This window comes from Bacillus sp. YC2, assembly GCF_019891195.1.
Classification (GTDB): Bacteria; Bacillota; Bacilli; order Bacillales; family Bacillaceae; genus Bacillus.
In genome coordinates this window covers 273,558-286,303 of record NZ_JAHXDO010000001.1, presented here as the reverse complement: position 1 = coordinate 286,303, position 12,746 = coordinate 273,558, and the positions used below count along the sequence as shown (strand labels likewise).

The following is a 12,746-nucleotide window of genomic DNA, read 5'->3' as shown; positions in this document are numbered from 1 at the left end:
CTTTTTCAGAATAGGAAATAGCTGATGAGTTCTTTTACATAATGCTTGACGCTATACTGGAACGTAACGCAAATGATCAAATAAATAACGATGACAGAATAGACAATATCCGCTTTTGACGTAAGCAAATGCTGATAACTCGCCAGCATGAGAGGGGGAACGGCGAACGCCGCACCGATCAGGCCGACAGCGAGAATGGTAAAACAAACGGTCGTGTGCAGTAATAACAAAATGAGTGCGAGAAGCAAAATGGCTGTAAACGGGATCAAAAACGCGCCGAACCTTGAGATCGAATCTTTAAATGAGACCTGTGCTCCGCCGGCTTTCAAAGCGATAAAAATCAGGAGATGCAGACAGAAAATAAACAAAGCAAAGGTAAGCGCCGGTTTCAGCACAGTGCCTGCAAAACTGATGTCGCGAAAGCCGTCTGATAAAAGGATATACAGCATAACCGGTGTCACAAGGCAGAAAAGTACCATTGTGATGATGCTGCTGACAAGCTGTTCGCCGCCTGTCATTTTGCAAGTCTGATAAGGTCTTTTTAAAACATCCAAGCCGAATAAAGCAAATTGCTTTGAGGCTTTCTTTGCGGCAGCCCCGGCTTGTGCTGCCTGGCCTTGCACATGGCCTGCGCCTGCTTGGCCGGGCTGAGGCGCTCCGCATTTTTCACAAAACTTTCCGCCATCTGTTTGATGGCCGCATTGAGGACAATACATGCTAAAACTCCTTTTACATGAAATATAGGGATTTTGTTCTAATATTTACATTATAAAAGAAAATAGAATAGATGTAACTGATATATCCAAAAATACAAGAGTTCTCTTTTTCTGATGCTTCACTACTAAAAATTCATATTTGAAAATGAGGCATATGGCATTTTGATATTAGTGAAAAAGTACACATTATGGTAAAATCTTAATGATGACGTGAGGAAAATAGTTTCCTCCCGCTTAGACTGATTCAGGGTGACAAGGAATTTAGAGATGCTTAAAAAGTTAAAAATGCTTTATCGGCTGTTGAAATTCGGCAAAAGATTATGGAAATAGCAATTGGAAAAAACCGCTCAATACTCGGGCGGTTTTTTTCTGTTTCATCATGTGCCGAGTCTGCCGGCTGATGTTACAAAAAGGCGCCGCCGGGGTAAAACCATGCATAAGAAACAGCCGGTAACAAAAAATAAATCAATAACGGTACGACACGACATAAGGAGGTACTCATGTTTTCACTTATCATCCATGTCTTTATTTCTCTATTTGCGGTGTCCAACCCGATTGGCAACGTGCCGATTTTTATTACATTGACAGAAGGGTGCACGCGGGAAGAAAGAACAGCGATCGCGCGCAAGGCTGCCGTGCTGTCGTTTATCATTTTGGCGGCCTTTTTAATCTTCGGCCATCTCATATTTAAGCTGTTTGATATTAATATTCACGCGCTCCGTGTGGCCGGCGGTATTTTCATTTTCGGCATCGCTTATAATCTTTTGAACGCGAAGGAATCTCATGTGCAGTCCCTTCATCATGATGAGCATAAAGAAAGCAAGGAAAAGGCGGATATCTCTGTAACGCCTTTATCCATTCCGATCATTGCCGGGCCGGGTACGATTGCCACGGTAATGAGCCTGTCAGCGGGCCACGGGGGAATCACTCATTATATCAGTGTGCTTATCGGCATTGCCGCCGTCATTTTGATGACATTTGTTTTCTTTCACTATTCCTCCTTTATCAGCAATAAGCTCGGCAAAACCGAAATGAACGTTATTACACGGCTGATGGGGCTGATATTGGCGGTGGTGGCGATCGGCATGATCGGCGCCGGCTTGAAAGGCATGTTTCCTGTATTGGTCTCCTGACAGAAAAAAGCAGGTCCCGGTTACTTCTGGGAGCTGCTTTTTATTGTTTTCGGCACATATTGAAACACTTCTTCACTCTCAAAAAATTCAATCAAGCGGCTCAGCCAATCATAATAATTGAGCCATTCCTTCAATTCATCCAAAAGCTGACAGACCTTGTCTTCGATTTCGGGACTGAGGTTTTCTGACTCGAGAAGATCCGTCAGCTCACGGTTCAGCTTTTTATAAAGCGTTTTATTTCTGCTGACCGCCTTTGTCCAATTTGCCGTAAACAGGGAGATGAACGTCTGGTAGTAATCCTGCTCCACGTCGTAAAGGTCTTTTCGAACGCCTTTTTCAAATACCTTTTCAGCCAGGTTGGCATCCGTCATCTCGCGGACGACCTGGCTCATTCTCGTTTTGCTCATCCCGGTCGCTTCCGACAGCTCATTTAACGTCATCGGCTTTCGATTCATATAAATAATACCGAGCACGCGCCCGAGTGTAGACGGCATTCCGAATGTATGCATGTTTTCAGCGATTCTCTCAATGAGATGCTCTTCAGCATGTTCGATAATATCAAGAGCGTTTTTTTCCAAGCTGATCATCCCTTCACTGGCTTTTAATGCTGTCAATATATCATATTTTTTACAGTTGTTGAAAAAGGTGATGTTGCAGGATGTGCGAGCTATTGCGAGCGATTGTAAGAACTTCGGCATTGTCAGCGGGATAACATGAAATAATACGTATATTTTATATAATTTCGACACATTGTAAACTTTTTATTTTACAAATTTTATCTTATAATAAAGATTATACTTTTCAGAAAAATAACGGAAACCTTACGGAGGTGCACGGATTGCTGAGATTAGAAAATGTATCAAAAACGTATAAAGGCGGAAAAAAAGCTGTTAACAGCATCAATTTAGATATCGCCAAAGGCGAGTTTATTTGTTTTATCGGGCCGAGCGGCTGCGGAAAAACGACGACGATGAAAATGATTAACAGATTAATAGAGCCGTCATCGGGAAAGATCTTTATCGACGGCGACAATATTATGGAGCAGGACCCGGTCGAGCTGAGAAGAAAAATCGGCTATGTTATCCAGCAGATCGGACTTTTCCCCCATATGACCATTCAGCAGAATATTTCCCTCGTGCCGAAGCTGCTGAAATGGCCGGAAGAAAAGCGGAAAGAACGGGCGCGTGAGCTGTTAAAGCTTGTCGATATGGGCCCTGAATATTTAGACCGCTATCCTCACGAGCTGAGCGGCGGACAGCAGCAGAGAATCGGCGTGTTGCGCGCGCTGGCGGCGGAACCCCCGCTTATTCTCATGGATGAACCCTTCGGAGCGCTTGACCCCATTACGCGTGATTCGCTTCAGGAAGAATTCAAAAAATTGCAAAGAACGTTAAACAAAACGATAGTGTTTGTCACACACGATATGGATGAAGCGATTAAGCTTGCCGATCGGATCGTGATTTTAAAAGCGGGAGAGATCGTCCAAGCCGGCACTCCTGATGACATTCTCCGAAATCCGGCCAATGAATTTGTCGAAGAGTTTATCGGCAAAGAACGATTATTGCAATCAAGACCAGACATTGAGCGCGTCGAGCAAATGATGAACAAAAAGCCTGTAACCGTCACACCGGACAAAACGCTTTCACATGCAATTCAGCTGATGAGAGAGCACCGTGTCGATTCCTTGCTTGTCGTGGATGACCTGAATGTGCTGCAAGGTTATGTCGATGTGGAAATCATTGATCAGAATCGTAAAAAAGCGAGCCTTGTCGGCGATGTGCTCTGTCCTGACCTGTATACGGTCGAGCGCGGAACACTGCTTCGCGATACGGTCCGCAAAATTTTAAAGCGCGGAATTAAATATGTTCCGGTCGTAGATGAACAGCATCATTTAGTCGGGATTGTCACAAGAGCCAGTCTTGTCGACATCGTTTACGATTCAATCTGGGGCGAGGAAGACCAGCAGGTGACGGGCTGACAAGAGGAGGAACTCTTACAATGAATGAGATAATGAAGTTTTTGCAGACGAACGGCGGAGAGCTGTTATATAAAACATGGGAGCATTTATATATTTCCATTATCGCCGTAATTTTAGGCATTATCGTCGCCGTTCCGCTGGGAGTCGCGCTGACAAGAATGAAAAAAGGCGCAGGTGCGGTGATCGGTGTCGTCAACATCGTGCAAACCCTGCCGAGCCTTGCGATTCTGGCTTTCTTTATCCCGCTTTTAGGTGTGGGAAAAGTGCCTGCGATCGTCGCGCTGTTTTTCTATTCGGTGCTGCCGATTCTCAGAAACACTTATACCGGCATTCAAGGCGTCAACAAAAATCTGTTGGAATCAGGAAAGGGCATCGGCATGACAGTCTGGGAGCAAATCCGGCTTGTCGAGCTGCCGCTTGCGATTCCGATCATCATGGCCGGAATCCGCACGTCAACCATCTATCTGATCGGCTGGGCGACGCTCGCTTCTTTTATCGGCGGCGGAGGGCTGGGCGACTATATTTTCATCGGCTTGAATCTGTATCAGCCTGAATACATTATCGGCGGCGCCGTGCCTGTCACCATTTTGGCCATTATGATTGATTATTTGCTTGCGTTTACAGAGCGGAAGGTGACGCCGAAAGGGCTGAAGGGATTGAAGGAAGTATCATAAGGAGTTGGCTGTTTTGAAAACTAAACAAAAAAGATGGGTGTGCGCGCTTGCGCTGTCATTTGCTTTGCTCTTAGGCGGCTGTTCTCTGCCGGGGCTTAGCGGAGCCTCCGATGATACGATCAAAATCGGGGCGCAAAGCATAACAGAATCAGAAATTTTAGCCAATATGCTCGCACAGCTGATCGAACACAATACAGACTTGAATACGGCATTAATTAAAAATCTCGGATCAAATTATGTGCAGCAGCAGGCGATGCTCGGCGGAGAAATCGATATTGCCGCCACACGATACTCCGGTACTGATTTAACGAGCACGCTCGGCATGGAAGCGGAAAAAGATCCGAAAAAGGCGTTATCCATCGTCCAAAAAGAGTTTGAGAAACGGTTTCATTATAAATGGTTTGATTCTTACGGATTTGAAAACACATACGCTTTTACCGTAACAAAAGAGCTTGCGGAAAAAGACCATTTAGATAAAGTGTCTGATATTAAGAAGCATGCGGATCAATTTAAGCTCGGTGTAGACAATGCATGGCTGAAAAGAAAAGGTGACGGCTATAAGGGCTTTACCGACACGTACGGTTTTGAATTCGGCACAACCTATCCGATGCAGATCGGGCTTGTATACGATGCCGTGAAAAACGGGAAAATGGACGCCGTCCTCGCCTATTCAACAGACGGACGGATTAAAGCGTACGATCTGAAGATTTTAAAAGACGACAAGCAGTTTTTCCCGCCGTATGACTGTTCGCCGGTCATTCCCGATAGTGTGTTGAAACAGCATCCGGAGCTTAAGGGCATTGTCAATAAACTGATCGGGCAAATTGATACGGAAACGATGCAGGAATTGAATTATGAAGTGGACGGCAAGCTGAAAGAACCGTCTGTCGTGGCGAAAGAATTTTTGGAGAAACATCATTATTTTGAATAAGGAATGAGGTGGGGCAAATGGAAGTGCTGCAGCAGCTTGGCACTTATTATTCTCAAAACGGCGGCTATGTGCTCCAGGAGTTTTACCGGCATTTTCTCATGTCGGTGTACGGAGTTTTATTCGCGGCGCTTGCCGGCATTCCGCTCGGCATCTTCATTGCGAGATACAGAAAATTAAGCGGCTGGATTTTTGCCGTCACAAACGTCATTCAGACCGTGCCTGCGCTGGCGATGCTGGCGGTGCTGATGCTTGTGATGGGGCTTGGCGCAAATACGGTCATTTTATCATTGTTTTTATATTCGCTTCTTCCGATCATCCGGAATACGTACACGGGTATCGTCAGTATTGAACACGCTTATCTTGAATCGGGAAAAGCGATGGGCATGACCAAATTTCAAGTGCTTCGCATGGTAGAGCTGCCGCTTGCGCTCTCCGTCATTATGGCCGGTCTGCGGACGGCCCTTGTCATCGCGATCGGCATTACGGCAATCGGAACGTTTGTCGGCGCGGGCGGACTCGGTGACATCATTGTCAGGGGATCAAACGCAACGAACGGAACCGCGATTATTTTAGCCGGCGCGATTCCGACTGCGCTGATGGCAGTCATCGCCGACCTTGTCATGGGCTGGCTGGAGCGGTCGTTAAGTCCGGTGAAAAAGAAAAAAAGAAACAAACTGCCGAATGCGGCATAAGAAAAACGCCTTGGATTCCAGGGCGTTTTCTTTATGGCTTCGGGACATGCTTGAAAATTTCTTCACTTTCGAAAAACTCAATCAGGCGGCTGATCCAGTTGTAGTAGTCAAGCCAGTCCTTTAATTCCTTCAGCAGTTCATTAATTTTTTCCTCCGCCTCTTCCGGCACGCCGTTTTCCAGCGCGTTTGTCAATTCACGGTTCAGCTTTTTGTGCATCATTTTATTTTTGCTGACGACCTTGCTCCACGTGGCCGTAAATAACGTAATGAAGGTTTGGTAATAATCCTGCTCAACGTCATATAAATCCTTGCGTACTCCTTTTTCAAACACCTTTTCCGCTAAATTGACGTCAAGCATTTCCCTGACGGCCTGGCTCATTCTCGTTTTGCTCATACCGGTTGCTTCTGATAATTCAGTTAAGGTCATCGGCTTGCGGTTCATATAAATAATGCCTAGAATGCGCCCTACCGTAGCGGGCATTCCGAATGTATGCATGTTTTCAGCGATTCGTTCTATCAAATGGTCTTCAGCTTGTTTGATTACGTGCAACGGATCTTTCTCCAACAGTTTCAATCCTTTCAGTCAGCAATTCCGATGTCAATATACCATATTTTTAAACCGGCGAAAATGCTATTACCAGAGAATTCGGCAGGAATTCAGAGCAATAAGAAGAACATCGCCGGTCAATACGGGTAAATCAGCGCTTACACATACTTTATATATAATATGGACAAATTGTAAACTTTTTATTTTATAAAGTTTAATTTATAATGGAAAACGTTCAATTGTCTGAAAAGTTAAATATGATTTTAACAAATTGAATAAATTTAATGATGGAGGTGTGAATGTTTGCTGACATTAGAAAATGTCTCGAAAACGTACAAAGGCGGAAAAAAAGCCGTCAACAGCATCAATTTGAACATCGCTAAAGGCGAATTTATTTGTTTTATCGGGCCGAGCGGCTGCGGGAAAACGACGACAATGAAGATGATCAACCGATTGATTGAGCCGTCAGAAGGCAAGATTTGCATAGAAGGCAAAAACATTATGGAACAGGACCCGGTGGCGCTCCGAAGAAGCATCGGCTATGTCATCCAGCAGATCGGGCTGTTTCCGCATATGACCATTCAGCAAAACATTTCTCTCGTGCCGAAGCTTTTAAAGCAGCCTGATGAAAAACGGAAAGAACGGGCGCGGGAGCTTTTAAAGCTGGTGGATATGGGGCCTGAATATTTAGACCGTTACCCTCATGAATTAAGCGGAGGACAGCAGCAGCGAATAGGTGTATTACGGGCACTTGCCGCGGAGCCGCCGCTTATCTTAATGGATGAACCGTTCGGGGCGCTTGACCCGATTACGAGAGATTCCCTTCAGGAAGAATTTAAAAAACTGCAGAAAACCTTACATAAAACCATCGTATTTGTTACCCATGATATGGACGAAGCGATCAAGCTGGCGGATCGGATCGTCATTTTAAAAGCGGGAGAAATCGTCCAAGTCGGAACGCCCGAAGAGATCCTCAGGTATCCGGCGAACGAGTTTGTCGAGGAATTTATCGGGAAGGAACGGCTGATCCAGTCATCCAGCCCTGATGTAGAGCGGGTGGATCAGATCATGAACACCCAGCCTGTCACGATAACGGCTGAGAAAACGCTGTCCGAAGCCATCCAGGTGATGCGCGCCGAGCGTGTGGATTCGCTGCTCGTCGTTGATCAGCAGAACGTCCTGCAAGGTTACGTCGATGTGGAAATGATCGACCGTGAACGTAAAAAAGCGACGCTCGTTGCCGAAGTGCTTGAGCGGGACATTTATACAGTATTAAGCAGCACCCTGCTGCGCGATGCCGTTCATAAAATTTTAAAACGGGGCATGAAATATGTGCCTGTCATCGATGAAGCCGGCTGTTTAACGGGAATTGTGACAAGGGCGAGCCTTGTTGACATCGTTTACGATTCCATCTGGGGAGAAGAAAACCAGCTTGCGGTGATGTCATGAGGAGGCGGAATTGACATATGAATCAGACCTTTCAATTTTTACAGGCAAACGGCGGAGAACTGCTTTATAAAACATGGGAGCATCTGTACATCTCATTAATCGCCGTGGTGCTGGGCATAATGGTCGCCGTACCGCTCGGCGTCGTGCTGACAAGGATGAAAAAAGGCGCCGGCACCGTCATTGGCGTCGTCAATGTCATTCAAACCTTGCCGAGCCTCGCCATTCTCGCGTTTTTCATTCCGCTTTTAGGCGTAGGAAAGGTTCCGGCGATTGCTGCGCTGTTTTTCTATTCGGTGCTGCCAATTCTGAGAAATACATATACAGGCATTCTCGGCGTGAATCAAAATCTGCTGGAGTCGGGAAAAGGGATCGGCATGACAGCGGGGGAGCAAATCAGGCTTGTGGAGCTTCCGCTTGCCGCCCCCGTCATCATGGCGGGCATCAGAACGTCCTCCATATATTTAATCGGCTGGGCGACGCTCGCTTCCTTTATCGGCGGCGGAGGGCTTGGCGATTATATTTTCATCGGGCTGAACCTTTATCAGCCGGAGTATATAATCGGCGGAGCCGTCCCGGTGACGATAATGGCGATCGCCGTCGATTATTTGCTGGGGATGACGGAGCGGAAGGTTACGCCTGACGGACTGAAGGACTTGAAGGATGCTTCATAAGGAGGGGGTCTCACATGAGTAAAAGATACAAAAAGCGGCTGCTCGGGTTTGCCTGTATCGGCATGCTGCTCCTTGGAGGCTGCTCGCTCCCGGGTCTGAGCGCGGCTTCAGAGGATACGATTAAAATCGGCGCGCAAAGCATGACCGAATCAGAAATCATCGCGAGCATGCTCGGCCAGCTCATTGAACACAATACCGATTTAAAAACGACGACGATTAAAAATCTCGGCTCCAACGCTGTCCAGCAGCAGTCGCTGATAAACGGAGAAATTGATATCGCCGCAACGCGTTATACCGGAGACGCGCTGACGGGCACGCTTCGCATGGAGCCTGAAAAAGACCCGGACAAAGCGCTGCGGCTCGTTCAGCGTGAATTTCAAAACAGATACCATATGAAATGGTTCGACTCCTATGGATTTGACAATACATACGTATTTACCGTTTCCAAACAGCTTGCCGACAAATATCATTTAGAAACGGTATCCGATGTAAAAAAAGAAGCGCCCCATCTGAAATTCGGTGTTGATAACTATTGGATGAAGCTGAGGGGCAACGGATATGAGGATTTCATGAAAACATATGGAATGACGTTTGAAGGCACGTATCCGATGCAGATCGGCCTCGTGTATGATGCGCTGAAAAGCAATAAGATGGATATCGTGCTCGCCTATTCCACTGACGGAAGAATCGTCTCCTACGGACTAAAAATGCTAAAGGATGATAAGCGGTTCTTTCCTCCGTACGATTGTTCACCCGTCGTCCCGGAACATGTCTTAAAGGAGCACCCTGAGCTGGAAGGCGTGATTAATAAAATGATCGGCTCAATCGGCACGAAAACGATGCAGAAGATGAACTATGAAGTCGACGGTCATTTAAAAGAACCGTCCGTCGTCGCAAAGGAATATCTAGAGAAGCACCATTACTTTGAATAACGGAAAGGGGGATGCCGGATGGACACGCTGAAAGAACTTTTCACGTATTATTCTCAAAACGGCAGCTATGTCCTGTATGAGTGCTGGCGCCATTTTCTTATGTCGGCGTACGGTGTTATATTTGCCGCAGCTGCCGCCATTCCGGCCGGAATTGTCATCGCCCGGTATCGGCGTCTTTCCGGCTGGGTGTTTGCGGTGACGAATGTCATTCAAACCGTGCCGGCGCTTGCGATGCTCGCCGTCCTGATGCTTGTGATGGGACTCGGCGCCAATACAGTCATTACGGCCTTGTTTTTATACTCACTCCTGCCGATTCTCCGGAACACGTACACGGGGATCGTCAGCATCGAACACGCCTATTTGGAGTCGGGAAAAGCAATGGGGATGACGAAATATCAAGTGCTGCGCATGGTGGAGCTGCCGCTCGCACTTTCTGTCATCATGGCGGGCCTCCGAACGGCGCTCGTTATTGCCATCGGCATCACGGCGATCGGCACATTCGTCGGCGCCGGCGGGCTTGGCGACATGATTGTCAGAGGCTCAAACGCCACAAACGGAACCGCTATCATTTTAGCGGGCGCCATCCCGACCGCGCTGATGGCAGTGGCGGCAGATCTGTTCATGGCTTGGCTTGAACGGACTCTCAGTCCGGTGAAGAAAAAGAAAAGAAAACCGTTCAGACTTGTACGGTCTGCATCTTAAGCAATCAGCATTCTTCCTGCGGAAGAATGCTTTTTTCATTTCTTGATTAAATTTTGATAACTCTGCCGTAAAGTCATTTATATCAAAAACAAAGCAGAGGGGTAATCATATGAGCAACATCATAGAAACCAGACAGTTACAAAAAACATTCGGAAAACACCAAGCTGTGGCTGATGTATCGCTGCAGGTCAAACGAAACAGCATATACGGGCTTCTCGGTCCGAACGGCGCAGGAAAATCAACGACGCTTAAAATTTTGACGGGCATGCTGAAGCAAACATCCGGCGATATCTTATTCGACGGCCATAAATGGAAGCGGGAAGATTTGAAAAACATCGGTTCACTGATTGAATCCCCGCCGCTTTACAACAACTTAACGGCAGTCGAGAATTTGAAAGTCCGCTGTACAATGCTGGGGCTTCCTGATTCAAGGATGACTGAAGTGTTGGAAATTACGGATTTAACGGGAACCGGAAAGAAGCGCGCCGGGCAATTTTCCATGGGGATGAAACAGCGGCTCGGCATCGCTTTGGCTTTATTAAACCGCCCGTCGCTGTTAATTCTTGACGAGCCGACCAACGGATTAGACCCGATGGGCATCCAGGATTTGCGGGAGTTTATCCGGTCCCTTCCGAAGCAGGGAATGACAGTTATTTTATCAAGCCACCTTTTATCAGAGGTCGAGCAGATCGCCGACCATATCGGAATCATCAGTGACGGCATTTTAGGTTATCAAGGAGAAATCAGCCGGGAAGACGATTTGGAGCAGCTGTTTTTGGATGTTGTGAAGTCAGGCAGGGAGAAAGCGGGGGCAGTGAAATGATTCAGTACATGCAGGCGGAGCACCTCACATCAAAAAGAACGTTTATCAGAAAGCTGGTTGTACTTATCCCGCTTCTGAACACAGCTTTTTCGTTCCTTCCGGATGCGGCTTATTTTATGACAGGCACATTCAACTGGTGGTCGGTTATTTTCATGCCGTTGATGATCGCTTTACTATGCGGGTTATCTATTAAAAAAGAGAAAAAATCCGCGAACGACCGAGCGGTGTATTCATTGCCTGCGAGCCTCAGAAACATATGGCTGGCGAAAATAGGCGTCATCGCGCTGTATTCACTTGCGTCGCAAATTGTTTTTTTAGCCCTCATGTTTCTGTTGGGGCTTGTCATGCCGGGTTTTGCGGCAGTTCAGCTAAAGGGTGTTGAAGCGAGCGCTTTGCTTTGGCTGACGACGCTTTGGGAAATCCCGCTCTGCTTATTAATTGCCAGACAGTTTGGCTTTACTGCTGCTATTCTTGTAAATATGTTAGCAACCTTTATTTTCGGCATTGCGCCGGCATCCGGTTCGCTGTGGTGGCTGAGTCCTTGGAGCTGGTCAATCCGGGTGATGTCTCCTGTTCTCGGAATTCATCCGAACGGCTTGCCGCTTCCGGAAAACAGCGCCTTATTAAGCGGGGATGTAATGATCCCGGCAATCCTTCTGTCTATCATTCTATTTCTGGCTGTCAGCATCTTATCTGCTTTGCCTTTTTCAAAAGGAGGGAGCCGATAATGGCCGTGCTGCTCCGATATATACGGGCTGATGTATTAAAAACAAAACGCACGCCGCTCATATGGATGCATGCTGCGGCGCCGCTTTTGGGCTCAGTATTTTTCCTTCTTTATATGTATGGAAGGGTGCATGAACCTTTTGCGCTCTATCACGTTTTTATCAGTACGATTGCTGTGATATACCCGCTCTTGATCGGGATTGTCTGCGGGATGGCTGCCTCTGTTGAGGAACAGGCGGGCCATTTTCAAATGATGCTGGCGGCGCCGCATTCTAAAATCGTCAGTTTCGCCAGTAAGCTTGTAATGCTGCTTTTGATGAATGTCTTATCAGTATGTCTCGCAGTCGGTCTTTATCTGATCGGATTGAAATTTGTTCTTCATGTACATGACCTTCCTTATCTGGTCTTTTTAAAGGGAGGAGCCTGGCTCATCGCCGGGAGCGTTCCTCTATATATGCTTTCCTTTTTTGTCAGTATCAAGTACGGAATAGGGCCGTCCAGCCTCTTGGGAGGAGCGGGCTTGTTAATGGCCGCGCTGATGAACACGGGATTGGGCGATCTCATGTGGCGGTATGTCCCCTGGGCGTGGAGTGTGCGATTGGCCGGGCTTGAAGGGCTGCTGCATTTTGAAAAGGTAAAAAAAGAGTTTCTCCCTTATGTAAGGCATGATATGAGAATCGGCGAAATGATGTTATATTTTGCTATAATCATATTATTCCTTGCCGGCCTCTTTTGGTGTAAAAGATGGGAAGGCAGGCGTTCTTATGAATAA

The 12,746-nt window shown here is 46.9% G+C and carries 15 protein-coding genes; 12 read left to right on the top strand and 3 right to left on the bottom strand.

All coding sequences use genetic code 11. The features are described 5' to 3' along the window. Nucleotides 1-5: 5 nt before the first annotated feature. Complete coding sequence (locus tag KY305_RS01460) at nt 6-716, bottom strand: zinc ribbon domain-containing protein (protein ID WP_223061040.1); 711 nt, start codon at nt 714-716, stop codon at nt 6-8. A 500-nt stretch (nt 717-1,216) separates the two neighbouring features. Between KY305_RS01460 and KY305_RS01455 the strand changes: the two genes are divergently transcribed. Continuing rightward, the gene (locus KY305_RS01455; protein WP_223061039.1) at nt 1,217-1,849 is read left to right on the top strand and encodes an NAAT family transporter; all 633 of its coding nucleotides are present in this window, start codon (nt 1,217-1,219) and stop codon (nt 1,847-1,849) included. A 20-nt stretch (nt 1,850-1,869) separates the two neighbouring features. Here the strand turns inward: KY305_RS01455 and KY305_RS01450 are convergent, their stop codons facing one another. Continuing rightward, on the bottom strand, nt 1,870-2,427 hold the full coding sequence (locus KY305_RS01450; protein WP_223061038.1) for a GbsR/MarR family transcriptional regulator: 558 nt from the start codon (nt 2,425-2,427) through the stop codon (nt 1,870-1,872). A 260-nt stretch (nt 2,428-2,687) separates the two neighbouring features. On the opposite strand from KY305_RS01450, the gene opuCA reads away from it, so the two are divergent. Genes opuCA through opuCD form a run of 4 tightly spaced genes read left to right on the top strand, consistent with a single transcriptional unit; the run spans nt 2,688 to nt 6,124 of the window. Then, nucleotides 2,688-3,827: an osmoprotectant ABC transporter ATP-binding protein OpuCA gene (opuCA, locus tag KY305_RS01445; RefSeq protein WP_223061037.1), complete on the top strand. Its 1,140-nt coding sequence runs from the start codon at nt 2,688-2,690 to the stop codon at nt 3,825-3,827. Nucleotides 3,828-3,847: 20 nt separating this feature from the next. Further along, a complete protein-coding gene (locus KY305_RS01440) occupies nt 3,848-4,501 on the top strand; it encodes an ABC transporter permease (protein ID WP_223061036.1) in 654 nt (217 codons plus the stop codon). 13 nt (nt 4,502-4,514) lie between these two features. Further along, complete coding sequence (gene opuCC / locus KY305_RS01435) at nt 4,515-5,432, top strand: osmoprotectant ABC transporter substrate-binding lipoprotein OpuCC (protein WP_223061035.1); 918 nt, start codon at nt 4,515-4,517, stop codon at nt 5,430-5,432. Nucleotides 5,433-5,449: 17 nt separating this feature from the next. Further along, nucleotides 5,450-6,124, top strand: a complete 675-nt coding sequence (gene opuCD / locus KY305_RS01430; protein ID WP_214802949.1) for an ABC transporter permease — start codon at nt 5,450-5,452, stop codon at nt 6,122-6,124. 31 nt (nt 6,125-6,155) lie between these two features. Here the strand turns inward: opuCD and KY305_RS01425 are convergent, their stop codons facing one another. Further along, entirely contained in the window at nt 6,156-6,689 is a 534-nt protein-coding gene (locus KY305_RS01425; RefSeq protein WP_223061034.1) for a GbsR/MarR family transcriptional regulator, read from the bottom strand. Between the two features lie 285 nt (nt 6,690-6,974). On the opposite strand from KY305_RS01425, the gene KY305_RS01420 reads away from it, so the two are divergent. From KY305_RS01420 to KY305_RS01390, 7 genes are all read left to right on the top strand, one after another. After that, on the top strand, nt 6,975-8,120 hold the full coding sequence (locus KY305_RS01420) for a betaine/proline/choline family ABC transporter ATP-binding protein (RefSeq protein ID WP_223061033.1): 1,146 nt from the start codon (nt 6,975-6,977) through the stop codon (nt 8,118-8,120). A 17-nt stretch (nt 8,121-8,137) separates the two neighbouring features. Continuing rightward, complete coding sequence (locus KY305_RS01415) at nt 8,138-8,791, top strand: ABC transporter permease (RefSeq protein WP_223061032.1); 654 nt, start codon at nt 8,138-8,140, stop codon at nt 8,789-8,791. A 14-nt stretch (nt 8,792-8,805) separates the two neighbouring features. After that, complete coding sequence (gene opuBC / locus KY305_RS01410; RefSeq protein WP_223061031.1) at nt 8,806-9,723, top strand: choline ABC transporter substrate-binding lipoprotein OpuBC; 918 nt, start codon at nt 8,806-8,808, stop codon at nt 9,721-9,723. 18 nt (nt 9,724-9,741) lie between these two features. Beyond that, on the top strand, nt 9,742-10,425 hold the full coding sequence (locus KY305_RS01405) for an ABC transporter permease (protein ID WP_223061030.1): 684 nt from the start codon (nt 9,742-9,744) through the stop codon (nt 10,423-10,425). 109 nt (nt 10,426-10,534) lie between these two features. Beyond that, nucleotides 10,535-11,248 (top strand): lantibiotic protection ABC transporter ATP-binding protein, encoded by a 714-nt coding sequence (locus KY305_RS01400; RefSeq protein WP_223061029.1) that lies wholly within the window; start codon nt 10,535-10,537, stop codon nt 11,246-11,248. Further along, nucleotides 11,245-11,976: a lantibiotic immunity ABC transporter MutE/EpiE family permease subunit gene (locus KY305_RS01395; RefSeq protein ID WP_223061028.1), complete on the top strand. Its 732-nt coding sequence runs from the start codon at nt 11,245-11,247 to the stop codon at nt 11,974-11,976. Before KY305_RS01400 ends, KY305_RS01395 begins: the two co-directional genes overlap by 4 nt. Further along, entirely contained in the window at nt 11,976-12,746 is a 771-nt protein-coding gene (locus tag KY305_RS01390) for a lantibiotic immunity ABC transporter MutG family permease subunit (protein WP_223061027.1), read from the top strand. Before KY305_RS01395 ends, KY305_RS01390 begins: the two co-directional genes overlap by 1 nt.

What these genes read in the sequence shown, in the direction of transcription:
- KY305_RS01460 (WP_223061040.1), bottom strand. Translation starts at nt 716, where the DNA reads ATGTATTGTCCTCAATGCGGCCATCAAACAGATGGCGGAAAGTTTTGT.
- KY305_RS01455 (WP_223061039.1), top strand. Translation starts at nt 1,217, where the DNA reads ATGTTTTCACTTATCATCCATGTCTTTATTTCTCTATTTGCGGTGTCC.
- KY305_RS01440 (WP_223061036.1), top strand. Translation starts at nt 3,848, where the DNA reads ATGAATGAGATAATGAAGTTTTTGCAGACGAACGGCGGAGAGCTGTTA.
- opuCD (WP_214802949.1), top strand. Translation starts at nt 5,450, where the DNA reads ATGGAAGTGCTGCAGCAGCTTGGCACTTATTATTCTCAAAACGGCGGC.
- KY305_RS01415 (WP_223061032.1), top strand. Translation starts at nt 8,138, where the DNA reads ATGAATCAGACCTTTCAATTTTTACAGGCAAACGGCGGAGAACTGCTT.
- opuBC (WP_223061031.1), top strand. Translation starts at nt 8,806, where the DNA reads ATGAGTAAAAGATACAAAAAGCGGCTGCTCGGGTTTGCCTGTATCGGC.
- KY305_RS01405 (WP_223061030.1), top strand. Translation starts at nt 9,742, where the DNA reads ATGGACACGCTGAAAGAACTTTTCACGTATTATTCTCAAAACGGCAGC.
- KY305_RS01400 (WP_223061029.1), top strand. Translation starts at nt 10,535, where the DNA reads ATGAGCAACATCATAGAAACCAGACAGTTACAAAAAACATTCGGAAAA.
- KY305_RS01395 (WP_223061028.1), top strand. Translation starts at nt 11,245, where the DNA reads ATGATTCAGTACATGCAGGCGGAGCACCTCACATCAAAAAGAACGTTT.
- KY305_RS01390 (WP_223061027.1), top strand. Translation starts at nt 11,976, where the DNA reads ATGGCCGTGCTGCTCCGATATATACGGGCTGATGTATTAAAAACAAAA.